The sequence below is a fragment of the Streptomyces sp. NBC_01750 genome (assembly GCF_035918095.1).
Lineage (GTDB): Bacteria > Actinomycetota > Actinomycetes > Streptomycetales > Streptomycetaceae > Streptomyces.
In genome coordinates this window covers 66,531-84,186 of the sequence record NZ_CP109137.1, presented here as the reverse complement: position 1 = coordinate 84,186, position 17,656 = coordinate 66,531, and the positions used below count along the sequence as shown (strand labels likewise).

Annotated in this window: 17 protein-coding genes and 2 pseudogenes; 7 read left to right on the top strand and 12 right to left on the bottom strand. The window is 67.5% G+C overall.

What is annotated here, in order from left to right; translation table 11 throughout:
• Positions 1-100 precede the first annotated feature (100 nt).
• Positions 101-742, bottom strand: coding sequence for a Crp/Fnr family transcriptional regulator (locus OG966_RS00320; RefSeq protein WP_326647249.1), 642 nt, complete (start codon positions 740-742; stop codon positions 101-103).
• A gap of 177 nt (positions 743-919) precedes the next feature.
• Here OG966_RS00320 and OG966_RS00315 point away from each other — a divergent pair, with 177 nt between their 5' ends.
• Together OG966_RS00315 and OG966_RS00310 are read left to right on the top strand one after the other, a co-directional pair.
• Positions 920-2,962 (top strand): CHAT domain-containing protein, encoded by a 2,043-nt coding sequence (locus OG966_RS00315; RefSeq protein WP_326647248.1) that lies wholly within the window; start codon positions 920-922, stop codon positions 2,960-2,962.
• Complete coding sequence (locus OG966_RS00310) at positions 2,955-4,280, top strand: hypothetical protein (protein ID WP_326647247.1); 1,326 nt, start codon at positions 2,955-2,957, stop codon at positions 4,278-4,280. The genes OG966_RS00315 and OG966_RS00310 overlap by 8 nt, the downstream gene beginning before the upstream one ends.
• Positions 4,281-4,654: 374 nt before the next feature.
• Here the strand turns inward: OG966_RS00310 and OG966_RS00305 are convergent, their stop codons facing one another.
• From OG966_RS00305 to OG966_RS00280, 6 genes are all read right to left on the bottom strand, one after another.
• A complete protein-coding gene (locus tag OG966_RS00305) occupies positions 4,655-5,341 on the bottom strand; it encodes a hypothetical protein (protein WP_326647246.1) in 687 nt (228 codons plus the stop codon).
• A 203-nt stretch (positions 5,342-5,544) separates the two neighbouring features.
• Positions 5,545-5,670, bottom strand: coding sequence for a hypothetical protein (locus OG966_RS00300; protein ID WP_326647244.1), 126 nt, complete (start codon positions 5,668-5,670; stop codon positions 5,545-5,547).
• An 18-nt stretch (positions 5,671-5,688) separates the two neighbouring features.
• A complete protein-coding gene (locus OG966_RS00295) occupies positions 5,689-6,198 on the bottom strand; it encodes a hypothetical protein (RefSeq protein ID WP_326647243.1) in 510 nt (169 codons plus the stop codon).
• A complete protein-coding gene (locus OG966_RS00290; protein ID WP_326647241.1) occupies positions 6,165-6,590 on the bottom strand; it encodes a hypothetical protein in 426 nt (141 codons plus the stop codon). The genes OG966_RS00295 and OG966_RS00290 overlap by 34 nt, the downstream gene beginning before the upstream one ends.
• A gap of 89 nt (positions 6,591-6,679) precedes the next feature.
• Positions 6,680-7,366, bottom strand: a complete 687-nt coding sequence (locus OG966_RS00285) for a DUF488 family protein, N3 subclade (protein ID WP_326647240.1) — start codon at positions 7,364-7,366, stop codon at positions 6,680-6,682.
• A gap of 228 nt (positions 7,367-7,594) precedes the next feature.
• Positions 7,595-7,834 carry a hypothetical protein gene (locus OG966_RS00280; RefSeq protein ID WP_326647239.1) on the bottom strand — a complete coding sequence of 80 codons (240 nt, stop codon included), beginning with the start codon at positions 7,832-7,834 and terminating at the stop codon, positions 7,595-7,597.
• A gap of 180 nt (positions 7,835-8,014) precedes the next feature.
• Here OG966_RS00280 and OG966_RS40580 point away from each other — a divergent pair.
• Together OG966_RS40580 and OG966_RS00275 are read left to right on the top strand one after the other, a co-directional pair.
• Positions 8,015-8,884, top strand: a pseudogene (locus tag OG966_RS40580) (WD40 repeat domain-containing protein); the annotation flags it as partial.
• 6 nt (positions 8,885-8,890) lie between these two features.
• A complete protein-coding gene (locus tag OG966_RS00275) occupies positions 8,891-10,384 on the top strand; it encodes a WD40 repeat domain-containing protein (protein WP_326647238.1) in 1,494 nt (497 codons plus the stop codon).
• A 286-nt stretch (positions 10,385-10,670) separates the two neighbouring features.
• Here the strand turns inward: OG966_RS00275 and OG966_RS00270 are convergent.
• Together OG966_RS00270 and OG966_RS00265 are read right to left on the bottom strand one after the other, a co-directional pair.
• A pseudogene (locus OG966_RS00270) lies at positions 10,671-11,084 on the bottom strand (cell division protein SepF); the annotation flags it as partial.
• A 118-nt stretch (positions 11,085-11,202) separates the two neighbouring features.
• Positions 11,203-11,772, bottom strand: coding sequence for an RNA polymerase sigma factor (locus OG966_RS00265; protein ID WP_326647237.1), 570 nt, complete (start codon positions 11,770-11,772; stop codon positions 11,203-11,205).
• 449 nt (positions 11,773-12,221) lie between these two features.
• Between OG966_RS00265 and OG966_RS00260 the strand changes: the two genes are divergently transcribed.
• From OG966_RS00260 to OG966_RS00250, 3 genes are read left to right on the top strand one after another with little or no spacing between them, the layout of a single operon-like run.
• Entirely contained in the window at positions 12,222-12,833 is a 612-nt protein-coding gene (locus OG966_RS00260) for a DNA-binding protein (RefSeq protein ID WP_326647236.1), read from the top strand.
• 21 nt (positions 12,834-12,854) lie between these two features.
• On the top strand, positions 12,855-15,011 hold the full coding sequence (locus OG966_RS00255; protein ID WP_326647235.1) for a hypothetical protein: 2,157 nt from the start codon (positions 12,855-12,857) through the stop codon (positions 15,009-15,011).
• Entirely contained in the window at positions 15,011-15,724 is a 714-nt protein-coding gene (locus tag OG966_RS00250; RefSeq protein WP_326655027.1) for a helix-turn-helix domain containing protein, read from the top strand. Before OG966_RS00255 ends, OG966_RS00250 begins: the two co-directional genes overlap by 1 nt.
• A gap of 99 nt (positions 15,725-15,823) precedes the next feature.
• On the opposite strand, the gene OG966_RS00245 is transcribed toward OG966_RS00250, so the two are convergent.
• From OG966_RS00245 to OG966_RS00235, 3 genes are all read right to left on the bottom strand, one after another.
• On the bottom strand, positions 15,824-15,988 hold the full coding sequence (locus OG966_RS00245) for a hypothetical protein (RefSeq protein ID WP_326647234.1): 165 nt from the start codon (positions 15,986-15,988) through the stop codon (positions 15,824-15,826).
• A 346-nt stretch (positions 15,989-16,334) separates the two neighbouring features.
• Positions 16,335-16,865: a hypothetical protein gene (locus OG966_RS00240; protein WP_326647233.1), complete on the bottom strand. Its 531-nt coding sequence runs from the start codon at positions 16,863-16,865 to the stop codon at positions 16,335-16,337.
• Positions 16,866-17,124: 259 nt separating this feature from the next.
• On the bottom strand, positions 17,125-17,646 hold the full coding sequence (locus OG966_RS00235; RefSeq protein WP_326647231.1) for an SMI1/KNR4 family protein: 522 nt from the start codon (positions 17,644-17,646) through the stop codon (positions 17,125-17,127).
• Positions 17,647-17,656 lie beyond the last annotated feature (10 nt).

Genomic DNA, 17,656 nt, shown 5'->3' with positions numbered 1-17,656 from the left:
GCATTCGCAGGTTTCCTGATCGCTGTCATGAGGTTGCCGGTTCCTTGGGCGCGCCGTCTCCATCAGAAGACGGAATCGCGGCGACCCGGTGCGGTGGCGACTACGGCCTCCTGTTTCCCAGCTGCCGGATCGCGGTGCAGTCGGGGATCTCGATCCACCGGTATCCCGTCCGGATGACACCGTCCTGGGCGAGCGTGCGCAGGGCACGGCTGACACTCACCTCGGCGGCTCCTATCAGCGTGGCCAACTCGTACTGCGTGAGCCCGACGCGGCAGGGAGTCTGGCTGCCGTTCTCCTCGCACCACTCCGCCAATACCCGGCACAGCCTCACCTGTACGGGTACGCCTGCGAAGTCGACCCGTCGCCGTGTGGCGGCCCGCAGCCGCTCGACGACTTGCCGACTGACGGCGGCCGCTGCCAGCGGGTGCCGGTGCAGGAAGGTCCGGAACTCCTGCTGGGAAATGGCCTGGACCTTTGCAGTACCGACAGCCGTCACTGTGGCCACGCGAGGCCGCCCGTCGAGTGCCGCCATCTCTCCGACCAGATCGCCGCTGTGACGTACTGCCAGCAGCGTCGACCGGCCGTCCGCGGTCGTGGCACTGACCTTGACGGACGCGTCGAGGAGCAGGATCGCATGTGTGGTGCTGTCCCCTTCCGTCAGCAATTGCTGCCCGTCCGCATAGCGGTGCCGGGAGCCGAGGGTGAGCAGAGCATCTCCGGTTTCCGCGGGAAGTGCGTACATCAGACTGTTAGGTGGCCACGGTCCACGCCGGCCAGATGTGCTGGAGCTCGACAAGGCCAACGCCCCCTCTCGTTACCGCCCGTGGGCTGATCCCTTCGACTACGCTATGACAGGACTTCGGCACAATCGGACACTTCTGCCGTACCGCAGATCGTCCTACCGCCAGGGGGAGGGGTTATGGACGACGGTGTGGCCGACCGTGCCTCTCGACTCCTGCAGCACGGCGCGGAACTGATGGGCCGGGATGCGCTGATCGAGGCGGAGATCGCGCTTCGCAAAGCTGCCGGCCTGTTCCCCGTGGACGACCTCCGACGGTCCACCTGTCTGGAGAAGCTGGGCAAGATCCGCGTTGCCCGCGGCAAGCTCGAACAAGCCGCGGCCTCCTTCCGATCTTCCTTCATCGTGGTGGCCGCCAACGCGTATCGTGCGTACACGGGCTCGCTGGAGGTGCGGCGTAATGCCGCGTCCTGGCTCGGCGAAGCGGTGGGCCTGTCTGTGTCCCTGGCGCTGATGGCGTCCAATCCGAAGATCACCGCTTCTGCCATGCGGCAGGTCATGACCTGGAAAGCGATCACGGCTGCACTCACCAAGGTCGAACCGCCGCGAGCCGGCCCGCTGTTTCCCCGTCTGTCGGAGACCTGGAGCCGGCTGCCGGCCGATGGCGTCCTCCTCGAGTTCTTGCGCTACGCGCCTCACGACTTCACCGCCCCGCTGGAATCTGCGGGGCAACTGCCCGACAGGTACGCCTGCTTCGCGCTCGGAGGCTGGGCCGACGACCGTCGGGTCACCCTCGTCGACGTCGGGCTCGCCAAAGAGATCGACGACTGCGTTGCAGACGTGCGGGAGGAAATGTCCGGGCTGGCCTCCTATCACGGCGGTTGCGTCTCCATGCCCGTCGCGGAGATGCGTCGCCTGTTCGAAGCCGAGGACGACGGGTCCGACGGGCCACCCGTGACCGCACAGATGCAGGTGACCTACAGCCGCTCGCATCAGCTCATCGAGCACACGGTCACCATTGACGCCGTCTCGTTCCGGCAGTTGATGTGGGACCTCAGCAACGGCACGAGTACGTTTCCGCAGGAGCAGTTGCATCGCTTGTACGGACTTCAGGCATCGGCCGGCAAGACCGAAAACCCTGACCCTCCCCACCTCCCGGAGCCGCCCTCCAACGTGAGGGGTTGGGCATCATGTGCTCTGGCCGCAGCCGTACTCGAGCCTCTGCGCCCCCTCGTGTCCCGGGCCCGCCGAGTCATCATCGCTCCCGATTCCGAACTGTGGCTGGCACCGTTCGCCGCTCTGCCCAATACCGACGGCAGTCCATGGCTGACCGATGCCACCCTCACCTTCGTCAACCACGGTCTGGAACCGACGACGGACGACTCGCCGGCGGTCGGCGCCGGGGATCCCCTGGTCGTCGCGGACCCGGCTTTCGGCGCACCGGACGGTAAACGGAAACGGACAGTCTTCGCGCCGCTTCCCCACGCCCTCGAGGAGGGGAAGATCGTGGCATCACTCCTCGGAGTCGCCGTCACGACGGGCCTCGACGCCACCGACATGCTGCTGCGCAATGTCCGGTCGCCGCGTGTTCTGCATCTGGCCACCCACGCCTTCGCCGTCCGCCGTCGGGAAGTCGCCAGTAGGGGTCTCCCCAACGTGAACCACCTCGGCCGATTCCGCGGATTCGAGCTCCTCACGCACTCGGACAAGCCGTGGCATCGCTGCGGAGTGGCGTTGGCCAACGCGGCGCTGTGGGAATCCACGGGTGAGAGTCTGCCGAAACCGGGTGACGGCCTGCTCCTGGGATCCGACATCGCCGGACTCTCCCTGAAAGACACGGCTCTGGTCGTACTCAGCGCATGCGAGACCGGACTCGGCGAGGTCGGGGCGGGCGATGTGCCCTGGTCGGCCGGTCACGCCTTCCGCCAGGCCGGAGCCAGAGTCGTCGTCATGAGCCTGTGGCGCGTTCCGGACGGAACGACCCGGACGGTGATCCAGGAGTTCTACCGCCGCCTTGCTGCCGGCGCCTCGCCGGCGCACGCGCTTCAGCAAGCGCAGAGGAAGGCTTGGTCGGAAGGACTGCACCCTCGGCACTGGGCCGGGTTCGTCTGTCTCGGAGTTCCTGCCCATACACTTCGCCCCTTCGCCCTTGTACCGTCCCAACACCGTCACTGCCGTGGAGTGGCCAGACGCCGGAGGGGGTTCCGTGGACCACGTGGCTGAGGTGGAACTCGTCCTCGTCGACGACAGCAGCCGTTCGTTCGACACGGCTCCCCAAAAGGTCGACATCGGCGCCGTCAAATTTCAGGGCTGGCAGATCCATGCCGTCACGCCGGTGCCCGCGGATTTCCGTGACCATGACGTCTACGTCATCAAAGTGAACACCGACCTGGCCTTACGTCCGTCCTCCTCACCGCCACAGTGGATGGAGTTCGGGTTCACATTCGAGGACAGCGGAGTGTACGTAGCCGACATGGTGCCGAAGGCCGTCGGCTTGCCCGAACCCGCCCGCAGATACGCAGTGACCAGACATCTCGCCTTCATCGCCAATCCCGATGCCACCTCCCGGACCGGCTGCTCTGGTGACATGGTGATGAACGACCTTGTCGTTCCGGCGCTCACACCGACCATCGAAGCGCTCGGAATCGGCAGCACCTCAGTACGGTGGCGCCACACAGGAGACACCCACGGGGTCCCTATTGGCTCGCGCAGCGGCTGGCTCCTGCTGCTGGTCCCCTCCGGCCTGCGTGAACTGAAAGTACGGTCCGACGCCGCTTACGCTCTGACACCGTTCCAAGACATGGGGTTCTCGCCGAAGGGCAGACCCGCAGCGTTCGTCGTCCAACTTCCCCTCGGCAGGCCCCCCGAACCCCGTCCGGCTTCGGCTGACGTCACTGGCCGGCGTCAGATCAGGCTTGGCTTCGCCCTCGACGTCGAGGGCTACAGCACCCGCTCCGGCCCCCGGCAGAACGAGGTACAGGACCGAGTGGCCCAACTCGTCCGCCAAGTGCTGCACGAGGCCGGCGTTCCCGATGAGCGGACAGACGTCCAGCCCACGGGTGACGGCATGAACGTGGTCCTGCCTGCCGAAATGGACTGCGTCGATCTCCTTCCCCGGCTGATGACTGGCGTGGCCGGGCATCTGGCCAGGGACAACAGTGGCCACGCGGACAGAATCCGATGCCGTATGGCGTGCGACATCGGGCCCGTCGCCCGCTCGGCGCTTGGCTTCTCCGGCCCCACGGTGGTGAGGTTCTGCCGCCTGGTAGACGGCCGACAGCTACGGGATGCTCTGGAGAACAACGAGAAGGCCGACCTCGTCGTGGCCGTTTCCGACTGGCTCTACGAGAACGTCTTCCGCCCCGGATATGCAACCGCCGACCGCGGTCCCCTCGACGACCGCGCCCTCCGCGACGGCACCCCTGGCGAAGGCCCCTTCGACGAAGAAGCCTTCACACAAGTCCTCGCCGTGGCCAAGGGCTACCAGGCCACCGCATGGCTGTGGAGCGCAGACTCCGCCCGGCAAGTCCTCACGGACTGATCCTCAACGGGTCGGATTCCTCAGCATCCATTCTTCCGCTGGACGACCGCCTCCGGCTCGTGCACCTCCGGCGGCGGCGGTGGTGCTGGCCTGGTGGAGTACGTCGGTGGCCCCTGGGACCGGCCGCGTGTGACCCGTGACGCCGGAACCCTGGCGTGGCGCCAGGCCCTCACGGAGGCTGCCCAGGGCGCAGGAACCACTGCCCGCCGTTCCCCGGGGGACCAGGGTGCGGCGGGCAGGGGCAGCGGCAGTCTCAGCGATCGGCAGCACGCGTGGGTACGTTGCGGAAGCCCTAGAACCCTTGTCCGGCCTCGGCGCGTCCGGAACAAGGTTCCGGTTGCTGGTCGGCGCGGATGCGGAAACGGCTGGACGTGTCACGCCGAAGCCTCTGTTGGGAGCGAGTCCTGCTTCGACCTGCCAGTCGACGACGCCTCGGCCCTCCTTTTCGTCGCCTCAGGTTGTGTCGGAAGACTCCAGATCGACGCCTCGTATCTCTTCTGCATGAATGCGGCAGCTTCCTGCTGAGTCGGCAGTGTGGGCTGCGCGGGGGGCGGCCAGGGCTGAGACGAGATGTGTCGCAGGGCCAGCGCGGCTGTTTCGAGGGGATGGCCAGTGCCGTTCACCGCTTGCTCGTGTGCTTCGCGGCAGGCGTGAAGCAGGCTCTGTTCCAGCCGCTGGAACTGCATAGGGTCGAAGATGGCCAAGGCCCTGCCCGTTGTATACGGGGGCGCCAGCCGCAGCCCGATGTGGCCCGCGTGCGTGATCAGTGCCAGAGAGTCGGGTGCGTCGCCCGCCGCGGCAGCGAGCACCTTGCTCCAGTTCTGCGCCAGCAGCCATTTCTCGATGGCACGCGGGATGCCGTCCGGGCCGCTCACAGGAGTGGAGGTGGTGACGTGGTGAATCACGCTCCAGTACTCCTCCTCCGCGTCGAGGCGGGCGTGACCGAGATTCTTCATGAAGCTCGGCAGCACCGGTGCCGGCAGAACGATGCAGACGAGCTGCCCGTCGTCGCGTCCCGCGCGCATCGTCAAGCTGCCGTGCGCGGCACCGATTTCGAGCATGTCGGCCACCACGGTCCGGCGGCCGGTGAAGCCTGCCCTGGACTGCCGCCCGGGCTTCTTTCGCTTGCTCACAATGAACTTCCTTCGCTTCCGATACGAATGCGGACGGCACAGTGCGCGCCTTAGATCAAGGGCTGACGACCGCCTGCCACCTTTTCGAGGGGCACGGTCGGGGCTTCCAAGTGCTGGCACGGGAGCTGGCATCACAGATTCAGCAGCGCGTCGTCGAAGCGGACGACGAGCTGGTTGTCGGCAAGCTCCGCGGTGATGGTCTTGGCGCCCGGATGCCAAACTCGCGGCCGCTGCGGCCTATCCGGGGGTTGGTGCAAGGCGGGACAGCACCGGGGTCACGCTGTCTCGGCCGACGGCTGGGTAGGCAAGGGCTCGATGCGCACCATTCCCGGGTACGGCGGTTCGGACGGGGCCAGGTGGACGGCTGTTGCCTGCTCGCCGCTGCAGAAGGCTGTGTAGTGGGGCGCCAGTGTGGCTAGGAATTTCCCTGCTACTTCCACACCCGCGCGATAGCCCCACGGGTCTGGGCCCCAGTCTCCGTCGTCGTCAGAGCGTAGCCATTCCTCATAGTTGATTTCCTGGCTGAACGACGGGAACAGGTGCAGGAGCAGCCGGTTGCTGTCGGAGATCCCGACCCACACCTTGTGCTCTGGGTCGTGGAAGAGCTGAGCGATCAGCTTCGTCGCCTTCTCGGCCTCATCGTGGGCCCTGAGGAGTCCGAGTACCTCATCCTCCGGAATCCGTCCGGAGACTCTCTTGACGAGGATCTCCGCTGCTTCCCCTGCCCGGTACGCGGCGCGAGTCCGGCACCTCAGGTCGTTCCGGACTTCGTCGAACCCCCGCACCGCAGATGCGATCCGTGCGCTTCCTGTTCGCGTCTGATGGCGCACAGTGAAGGCGCAACGAGCGGCCTGAGGTGCCGGAAGCGTTCAGCCCACCCGTCGTCGGTGGGTATCCGGTCGACGACAACCTTCAGCGTGTCGAGGTCAGGCCGCAAACTCTCGGGGCGCCGGTCGCGGTCGTGCTGCTGGACGTCCACCTCGATCACGGAGTACTTCGCGAACTGGCTCTCCTCGGCCAACAGCCGGTAGGGGACCGGGAACAGGCGCACTTGCCGGGGTGTATCCAGGTCGAGCCGGATGCCGGCCACGCAGCTGGTTTCCCGGTACTTCGCGGACAGTTCCGGATACGTCTTGACGGTGATCATGATCCGGGCGCGTTGCCGTTTTCCCGCCACGGACTCCCCTTCTCCGACGAGGCACTCCTGGTCAGATTGGAAGAGAAGGGGCCTTCCGGCGCAAGAGGGCATACGTGACTGCCAAGAGCTCAGGCCAGCGGGAGAACGGACACCCCAGCGGCCCGCCCGACGACATCCAGTACCACCTTGCGGTGACAGCACTGCTCGTCCTGCTCGAAACACAGGACCGCAACCCGCGACGACCGTGCCCGCTCAGTCAGGTCAGCCAGGTTCTCAGCAGCGGCGTCCGCGCGCAGCAGGCCACGGAAGGTGGCGCGACCCTCCGCCACGCGTCCCTCCCAGAACGGGGCGCGATTCTCTTTCGGATTCCCCAGCCCGCGCAGATGCGTGTACTCGATGCCTGCTGCTGCCAGGGCGTCGCGCAGACGCGTCTTGCTGAAGCCCGGCTTACGGCTGATCGGTGTCAGCCGGACGTCAGCGACGGTATCGATCTGTGCATCTACCAGGGCTGCGACGAAGGAGTCGATGCTTCTGCCTTCGTAGCCCGCCGACCACAGTCCAGGTTCCAGCTGTGCCGTCCGCAGGAGATCATCGAGCGAGACTTCTAGCGCCTGGGCGAGAGCTCCTACAGTGAAGAAGCCCGGCTGGATCGGGCCTTCGCTCTCCAGCCGTACCAGGGTCCGCGTATGCAGCCCGGCTTCCTTGGCCAAACGTTCACGTGTCCACCCGCGAGCTGTGCGCAGGGAGCGGATCTGTTGAGCCAAGGCCCGTGCGCGGGCTCGTTCCTGAGGACTTGCTGCTGGTCGACCGGCCATGGGCCGCGATCCTAACTTCCATTTGAATGGAAGTGCTAATCGCCAAGGCCCACGCCAGTGCGGCACGCGTGCTCCCAACTCCAGTGCTTTCCCTGCGAATCCCAAATGCTTCGTGTCCAGGGCCGTTGTCGGTGCCGCACGTACCAGTGCCGACCGTCGGCCGCGCTCGCGTCTGTGCCAAGCACAGAGGGGACTCGGCGCCCGGGAGGTCGCAGACCGGATAGGTACTCAACGGTGCCTGTCGATGAGGGAGCGTAGGGCGGGCACGCTGGGGCCGGCCCCAGTGAGGCCAGCCAGCACAGCGACCGCGATTGGGGCGTCGGCAAGCGCGGTCAGGCCGCCAATCACGAGCCCGATGACGAGCGCGGTCAGCAGGACGACGGCGGTGTGCAGGGAGACGAACGGCGGCTCCGGCGCGGAGCTGTTTGCAGTGTCGGGGTTCGCCAGCGGCGGCGTCATTTGCGTCATGCCTTTACCTTGGCCTCGCGCAGGTCGCTGACCTGCACAGGTCGAACAGTCCCGTCGAACTTCGACCAGTGGGCACGCGGTTTCGAACAACTGGCATCGTGTTCCGCAGTGTTCAGGTGAGTTCCGCGCTGTTCAGCGCCAGCGGTCCTACTGTGTTGTCCATGGGGAGAAGGGGGCGGCATGGCACTTATCGGCGCGGACAGCGATCACAGGTACGAGGGCGCGCTGCGGGAGCTGGGGCAGGAGCTCACCGACCTCAAGCGCCGGCGTGGTGCCCCGTCCTACGACCGGATCCGGGCGCGTGGGGAGAGGCTGTTCGGGGCGCGGTGTGCAATCTCGAAGGGGTCCATGAGCGAGGTGTTCGGGGGCCGGCGGGGCCCCTCGTCCCTGGACCGACTGCTGTGGCTCGTGCGCACGGTGCTGTCCTACCGGGATGGCGAGGAGGTAGACCCGCCCGCGCGCCAGGACCCGGCTTTGGAACCGTGGCGGGGACGCTGGGTGGCACTCGAGGAAGTTCGCGCCGCGCGCCGACGCACCGTCGCTGATGGGGAACACACCATGCCCCGACAAGTGTTTGAGTCGGAGACGGTCCCGTCCTGTGCCCACGCGGAGCCCGGAGCTCTAACAGACCTCACGGGCACGTCGCCTGAACCGGCTGGAATTTCTCAGTCGCCACTGGAATCAAGCGCTGGCTTCGTCCTGGCTGACACCTTCGCCAGTTGCGATGCGGCGGTCATGTCAGTGGTGTTCTCCCCGGACGGGCGGTCGCTCGCCACCGGCAGCCACAGTGGAACCGCGCGGCTGTGGGATCCCCTCACCCGCGCTCCCCTTGGCGCCCCACTTATCCAGACCGGCAATGACACGGCGGTATCGCTGGCGTTCTCGCCAGACGGGCGCCTACTGGCTACTGCCGACTATCGAACTGTGCAGTTGTGGGATCCGGTCACCCGTACCCCGGTCGGCGACCCTCTTACCAGCCACAGGGCAGTGCTATCGCTGGCGTTCTCTCCGGACGGGCGCTTGCTTTCTACCGCCTTGGGGGACGGGAGTGTGCAGTTGTGGGAGCCGATCACATGGGTACCCGTCGGTGATCCCCTCACCGGTCAAGGCAAGCTGGTCTTGTCACTGGCGTTCTCCCCGGACGGACAACTGCTCGCGTCCGGGGGCCAGGACGGAACGGTGCGGCTGTGGAATCCGGCAACCTGCGCCCCTGTCGGCGAGCCCCTCACACGCGCCCCCCGTGCCGACCACGGCGAGTGGGTCGAGTCGCTGGCGTTCTCCCCGGACGGGCGCTTGCTCGCCGTCGCCCACTCGAACAAGACCGTGCGGTTGTGGGATCCGGTCACCCGCATGCCCGTCGGCGAGCCCCTCCACCACGAGCAGGTCGTGTGGTCGGTGGCGTTCTCGCCGGACGGGCAACTCCTCGCCGTCGGGGTCCATGGTGGAACGGTGCGGCTGTGGGATCCAGCCACCCGCACCCCTGTCGGCGACCCCCTCAGCCACACAAGCGACGTCCGCTCGGTAGCGTTCTCGCCGGACGGACACCTCCTCGCCGCTGGCAGCGTCGACGGAACCATGCGGCTTTGGCACGCTGCTGGCACGCTGCCGGGAAGGCACGACGCGATGCCGCTCGCCGCCCGGGCGGTCCTCCACGGCATGCGACACGGTCGTTCCCTTGAGCTCGCCCCGCCACTCGAACACCGAGACGGTGTTCGGGACGCCGCTTTCTCTCCGGACGGACGCCTGCTCGCGACCGGCAGCGACGAGGGACTCGTACGGTTGTGGGACCCGGCGACCCGCACCCTGATGGCACCTCTCACTGGACACGACGGGCGCATCTGGTCCGTGGCGTTCTCCCCGGACGGACTCATCCTCGCCACCACAAGTGAGGACGGGACCGTGCGGCTGTGGGACCCGGCGACCCGCACCCTGATGGCACCTCTCACTGGACACGACGGGCGCATCTGGTCCGTGGCGTTCTCCCCGGACGGACTCATCCTCGCCACCACAAGTGAGGACGGGACCGTGCGGCTGTGGGACCCAGCCACCCGCACTCCCATCGGCGACCCTCTCACCGGACACGACCAGTGGGTTCCGTCGCTGGCGTTCTCCCCGGACGGAGGCATCCTGGCCACTGTAGGCATCGATGCGACCGTGCGGCTGTGGGACCCAGCCACCCGCCTCCCCGTCGGCGACCCCTTCACCCACAAGGCTCCAGTTTGGTCAGTGGCGTTCTCCCCCGACGGGCGCACCCTCGCCACCGGTCACGCGAACGCGGCGCTACAGCTGTGGGACTCGGCCAGCCGCATCCCCATTGGCGACCCCCTCACCCATATCGGGGGCGTCTCGTCACTGGCGTTCTCCGCCGACGGACTCATCCTCGCCACCACAAGTGAGGACGGGACCGTGCGGCTGTGGGACCCAGCCACCCGCACTCCCATCGGCGACCCCCTCACCGGACACGAGGGGAGCATCTCGTCCGTGGTGTTCTCCCCGGACTCCTCCCTACTCGCCGTGGCCAGCGGAGGGATGGTTGTGCTGTACGCCTGAACGCCGTCGAGGCTCGCCGACACCGACCCGGCGGCGCCGGCGAGCCGACCCACCACTCGGTCGGCACCGGCCCCTCACCCACCGCTATGGTCGACAGGAGGTCACCAGCGACATCAGACAGGACGTGTACGGCCTGGCCTGCAGCCTGCGAGGCCCTACCGCCTCATGCACCGTCCTGCGTTCGGCGTCCCTGTCACGGTCGGCGTCGGACATTCCAGGGCCCGGCGCCGACTTCAGAGTCCCATTCCTCCTCCTCCGAGATGGTGCGCTCGGTGGGCTCGTGGATCCTTTGGAGGAGGCCGTCCTGCGAACGGCCCGGGGCTTGCCCGCTGACGGCCTGGGTTTGCGCAGGGGCCAGCAGGAAGACCCGAGGCGCCACGCGGTCGAGGGAGCCGTGCAGGCCGAAGGCCAGACCGGCCACGAAGTCCACCACGCGCTTGGCGGCTGAGGTCTCCATGGAGGTCAGGTTGATGAGGACCGGAACGCCATCCCGGAACAGCTCACCGATGGCGCGGACATCGCTGTAACTGGTGGGCGACAACGTGACGATCCGATGCCCCTCTTCCTGAGCGGACTCGGAGGCAACGCGAAGCTCATTGCGATCCGGCTCTGCGGGATCCTCCAGTCCGGATCCGGTAGCCGCCGAAGAAGCGCGCTTGGGTGCGGAACGAGGTGTGACGTCGCCCTCCGGCGCCTTCATGAGCTTTCGCCGCAGCCGTTCCAGACCTTTCTGCCGTTCACCCGGCCCGGGACTACGAATACCGCCTTCAGCCTCCGCAAGGATTCGCGCCAACAGGGCGTCGTCGTCCGCTGGTCTCTCAGCCATCGTCGCCCTCCTGCCGTGTCCTGTTCAGTATGAAGGCCCTCGCCTGCTCCACCAGACTCCGCACCGTCCCGCCGTCTACACCCATGATCTGCGCCGTTTCCGCAGTTGAGTAGCCGGCAATGAAACGCAGGACCACGGCTTCCCTCCGCCGTGCTGACAGCTGCCCCAGTGCCGTGACCACTTGCCTCCAGGACTCCTTGGCTATCACCTGGTCATCGAGAGGGGCATCGGACGCGGGCCGATCGGTGTCCTCGAGCGAAACCACCTCCCTGGTAGGGCGCGAGCGCAGGGCGAACCTGACGGCTGATCGTCGCAGCCAGGCACCCCAGTTGTGCACTGGCGGGCCGTCGGGAGAGAGCATCCGCCGCCAAGCCTGCTCGAATGCTTGATGGGTGGCATCCCACCCGTCGCTGCGCGACCCGAGCGATGCCAACGTGGCCGCCCGCAACACTTCGCCGACATGCGTGTGATACACGTCCTCGAACTCTTTCCATGCCCGCGCCAGCTCAGGTGTCTCTTCCGGCCCAGATGGCGGGAGACAGTCGTCAGAGCCTGCGCTCATCCCGGCTCTCCTTCGCCATCGTCACATCCCACTCCGCAACAGCCCGTCCCGCCCGGTCCAGTGACCGGTACCGCACCCGAGTGCCGCCCCTGGCCGTGTGAATCACCCTGAGGAGACCGTCCCACCGAGAGCGCTCACGCAACCGGTAGGCGCACGCCGCCACCATCGTGCCCACCACTGGCCCCGCCGTGAAGAGCACCCATCCAAGCCACGACTCCTGCCCCACGACGTCTCCCGCCAGCCGGTCCGCTTGCCTGATACCCCGTAGAGGCTCCCGTGCCCGAAAACGTCCAACCACGCCAGAAGATCGGCGCTTGACGCGACGTCACGACAGGAGAGGAGGGACCCCGTCTTCGCCCCTGCGCCGTCGGCTGGAGAAGACGTTTGACCCTCCCTCGGCTATGCCACTAACGTACATACCGAATCAGATATCTGATTACGGTTGAAGAATGGGGGTGGTTGAGGTGCTGCTGACGACGGGGCAAACCGCTGAGGAACTCGGCTGCGCCATCACGACCTTCCGCCGCCTTGTCCGCGCGGATCTGCTGCCTGACCTGTCCCGACGTGGTGTGCGAGTGATGGTGCCGCTCGAGTCGGTCCATGCCCTGCGTGACCGGCCCACCGCCGCCCTGGAGCACCTGCCCGCACGCGAGATAGGCGTGCTCCGCGTCGACGCGGCCCGGCGCGTACAAGAAGAGGACCGTCAGTGGATCGGCTTCTCGACTCGGCTCCCTCCTGCTGATCTTCTCAAGGCGCTGCGCGGCTGGTGGCGTTGCGATGCGCCGAGCGTGGCGGCCGCCGGAGTCCTGCCGGTGACCCTGTCGGGCTACGTGGTGGCCGTGCTGACCGGCCTGGAAGTCTGGGAGAAGAACGCCCAGGGCCGCTATGCCTTCCCTCACGCGCGGCTGGCGGGCTACGTCACCGACCTGGCCACGCCCGTCCATCACGTGACTGCCTCCTCTCAGGCCGACTGGATGCTCGCTGATCTGCTGCTGGGCAGCCGGCTTGTCTCACACTCGGGCGGCACCATCGCCTACGTCAACACCCGAACCCGCTCCTGAACCCCGCCCGGAGAGACCGTGATGGACGCGAAGACCTACACCACCGCTCTCGCCGAGCTGCGCACCTTGCGCGACGAGGTCAAGAAGGCACAAGCCACGCTTGCCCGGCTCGAGGCGCAGCGGGACAAGCAGATCTTCGCCCTGGCCGGCTACGAGAAGGCCAAGGCCGAACGCATTGCACCTGCGGCCGGGCTCAGCCTCGCCGACATCGTCCGCATCGCCCCCCACCTCGCCCCGCAGCCGCTCACCGCCAGCTCCGGTCCGGCAGGCACAACTGTGACTGCACCGGTCAGTGACCACCCCGCGGCCGTTGACGTGCCCGCCCCAACTGCCGAGCCTGCCACGGCTGTCGCGGTGCCGGGTGCGCTCGCCCCGGCCCTCGACACCCGCTCCTCCACGCCGGCCGTGACGCCTCCGCCGGAGCCCGCACCACCGGCCCACCCTGAGCCGGCACCGGATGCCCTGATGGCGCAAGCGCAAGAGCCACGCACCCTGCCCTCGATCCCCGAAGGGCCTGAGGGGGACGCCTGGTTCGCGCACACGCCGAACCTGGCCTCCACTCATCCCAACTTCACCCAGCAGGCCCGCTCCACCGTCTTCCTGGACACAGAGACTGGTGTGCTGGTCCACCGGGACCAGACGATCCGGCTCGATCTGCACGCGGTCACCGCCGCCGCAATCCTGGAAGCCGTCTTCAACGTCATCCCCGACGGCGTGGAGCGGATCTACATCACCGCCGGGGATCCCTGGCACGCCCAGGCCGGGGCTCACCCGTTCCTCCGGGACGCTGTCGCCGCCTGGCTCAACGCCCCCATCCCGGGCTGGCGCACCGACACCGGCCGCGGCAAGGACCGCATGGCCGGACACTTCGTCCACGCCCGCAACCCCGTCGGCCGCTACCAGCGCGAAAACGGCGAACAACATGTCGAGATCCGGTCGGTGGGGGAGTGGTTCGACGCCCAGGGCGCCGCGCCGCCGATCGTGCGGGACGCGTTCGTCCTGCTGTGGAAGGCGCTGCGCGCCCACTGGCCCGACGCCGTCCTGATGGGCTCACCGTCCCAGACCGGCCGCGACCTGTGGACCCGCACCATCCCCACCAAAGGCCAGTTCGCCGACGGCTACCCGGTCCTCTCGGAAGAGCTCCGCGGCCTGCTGCACGCCACCGCGGGACAAGGGCGCACCGAACTGATCACACCGCCCGACGTGCCCGAGCAGCTCCCCGGCCTGGTCGAGTACGACCGCACCTTCGCCTACGCCAAACACACCTGGAAGAGTGGCGTCGGCACCCCTGAGCGGGTCACCGCCGCCCGTTTCGCCGCCTGGAGCGAGAAGGAACAGACCAAGGCCCTCTTCGGCTGCGGCCACTGGCACGTCCGCGTCACCGTCCCCGACACCTGGAACCACGTCGGCATCCTCCCCGCCCCCGCCCCCGGCGAACGCGCCTGGCACTACCCCCGCACCCCCAAAACCACCTTCACCACCTGGGCCGGCGGCCCCGAAATCCACACCGCACTCGCCAACCCCATCCAGCCGTGGAAGATCGAAATCCTCGACGGCCTCCTCTGGGCCGACGGCAAACCCCTCGACGACTGGTCCAGGAAACTCAAAGAAGCCTGGAGCAGCCTCGCCGCCCAAGCAGACCTCCACGGCGATGCGGACCAGCGCACCGCCGCCCACCTCGCCTCCCGCGCGGTACGCGCCCTGCTCCTGTACGGCATCGGCTCCTTCGCCCAACGCCCCCGCATGGTCACCGGCACCACCCCCCGCACCATGGAGCGCGACGTCCCACCCGACGCCGAAATCATCGGCTTCGACAACGACACCATCACCTGGCAGCGCCCCACCGGCTTCACCCGCGACCCCAACGCCCACCCCGAATGGGCCGCCAGCATCTGGTCCGGCGCCCGCGCCGCCCTCCTCTCCCAGCGCATGCGCGAGGACAACACACACGTCGGCGCCCTCCACGCCCCTGCGGGCACCATCGTCGCCTTCCGCACCGACGCCGTCTACCTCACCCAGCACCACAACTGGCCCTACCACGGCCAACCCGGCGACTACCTCCACAAAGGCCAGCTGAACGGCCCGGTCCCCGCACCCACCACCGAAGACGAACTCCTCACCCTGCGCGACAGAGGCCGCGCCGCCCTCCAGCACACGCGCACCACCGGGCAGGCATGATGCCGCCCCGCAACCGCCGCCCCACAGCACGACAGCTGAACGAGGCCGCACGCCTCGCCGACCAGCTCCAGGCCGCCGGCCTCACCAAGCGGGACATCGCCCGCATCATCAACCGCGACCCCTCCCTCGTCTCCCAGTTCTACACACGAAACAAAGGCGCCGCCTTCGTCCCCGCCCTCACCCACGTCCTCGCCGCCGTCCAGACCGCCGGCATCACCGACGTAGGCGAACTCGCCGACATCGCCGCCCCCCGCATCACCCGCCGCACCACCGCCTCCGGCACCCGGGCACGCGTGCGCACCAAAGCCGTCCTCATCACCCCCACCGGCACCGGAACCGGCCGCGCCGGCGCCCAAGCCATCGCCTCCGGCTCCGCCCGCCTGCGCCCCCTCATCGCCGAAGCAGCCCGCCAAGGCCTGCGGTTGGCGTTCACCGTGCGCATGCCGAAAACGGGCTACATCCTCGCCTCCGGCAGCCGTACCGACTCACCCGGCATCCGCCGCGACGTCATCCAGCGCGCCGACCACACCGAAGAACGCTCCTATGGCTCCGCCTCGACTGGGGGATTCGACGCCGCGGACTTCGCCCGCCGCGTCGATGCAGCCGCCGGCGACGTCACCGCAGCCGTCCAACAGTGGCTCGTTGAGACAGGCCGCATCCACGAAGGCGCCCACATCACCCACCTCGAGATCCGCACCTGGCGTCCCCGCTGAAGGTCGCCGTCCGTCGGCACCGTTTCGCCGCCACGGCCGGAACTGAGGGCGTGAGGCTGCGAGTTTGGCTGCCATCTGCATGTCCGGCGGCGCACTGAGTCATTCGGACGGCGGGAAGCCTTCGTCAGACATGCACTGCGTGAAGGCCTTGTCCCGCATGGCGGCGATGTAGCCGTCGGTGAGGGTGTCCATGTTCTCGTCGGAGTCGTCCGAATCGGGCCAGGCCTTCGTCGACAGTTCTGTGCAGTACACGCGGGCTGTCATCAAGGCAGTCCGTCCATTGGGCGAGCGTCATCGAGGGGAGTTTGCTGCACCATGGTGGTCCCGTCCTTGCCCGGTCGCCCGGCGGCTCCCTGCGCTCCGCTAGGCCCGGGGCCCCGCAGGACCTGCGGGGCCGGGCTCCTGGGACACCTCCTGCAGGTTCTGGATCTGCTGTTGCTGGACGATGATGGCAGCGGTCTGGCCAGCGACGACTTCGCATGCCAGCAGGAGGCGTGCCGTCGTCAGACGTTTGCGCTGAATAGGAGGCTGCGGTGTCAGGATTTGTCGCCGGGTGGGCGAGCTTGGCTGGCTGGTGGTGGGCAGTGGGAGGGTCTCCGAAGTCCAATGGTCAGATGAGTGGCGTTTCCTCCATTGATTTCCAGGTCGGAAGCCCTGTCGGCCACCCGCGGGGCAGTTTCCCCTTCCTCAGCAGCAAGTGCAGGAACCCGGTCACGCTGCCCGGGATCAGCTGAATCTCCGGACACTGCCGGAAGGCGACCGCCATGGCCCAGTCCTCGTCCGTCGACGGCGGGACGAGCAGGCAAAGATCTCCATTCCAGTCGTGGTAGGCCCATGGGATCAACCGGTCCCAAATATCGTCCGGGAGCCCAGACTGGCTCCGCTGACCGTCGAATGCCGCGTGGAAGTCCCGCCGCTCCTCCTGCATGAAAGCGAGAAGTGGATCACCGCCTTCCGGATGCGGAAGGAACAGGTGCCCGAGCAGGATGGCGTCGCCGTAGCCGTCCACCAACTCCTTGTAGTCACGCGGAAGCTCCAGTCCCAACCAGTTTTCGATAGTGGCCCACGATGCGGGACGAGCCGAGCGGAATCTTTCACGTTCGCCGAGAAGCTCTTCGAACGAGCAGGGCACATTGATCACACGTCCGTAGTCCCGTGAGGAGCACGCGGAGTCTGTCGGTGCACGCTTCGGGTGTGGGCCATTGTTTGGGGTTGGTCGATCGAGGGCCGGCGGCCGCACCGCGACCGCAGTGCACCGTTGCTTGCGCCGGAGCCGACAGCCACGCGGGGCCGCCCGCTCCATGCCCTCCCTACTCCCCGAGGGACACCACTGCTCTGTCCAGCTTGAGCGGCTGCTTGAGTGGGGAGCCTGGGGTCCTTGGGAGCGCACCGGTCACCCCTCAGGCACCCGACCTATAGAACGGCCTTTCGATCAGGTGTGCCACGGTGAATTCTTCGAATTCAACATCGGTCAGTACCCGGAAGACGAACTCCGACATCGGCATGGAGAATTCCTGCCACGCCCCGATTTCCTCACGCGCCACGACGGGCCACTTATCAGGCGGCCCTCCGTTCACGAACCAGCAGAAGTCGGACGCGTTGGCGCTCCCTCCCCAAGAGAGCAACCCTTGGCCCCCCGGGGTGTAGGTCCCGTAGGGCGAGAAGGTGTCGCGCGCCTCCGGGTACTGCTCCAGGGTCTGGAGGACTCCTTCGAGCCAGTTCACCACCTTGAGGGAGGATCCACCCGAGGAGGAGTAGACCTCCAGATATCCGCTGAACTCCCCTTCCCCGAACGCCTCGCACAGTTCCTTGAAATCACTCGGAAGGTCGGTGCCGAGCCGGGTCTCGACATCGCCCCAGGCGATGTCGAGACCCGCTGGCTGCCAGCCGACCGCCTCCACGATCCTCTGAACCCACGTCATGCTGCTTCGT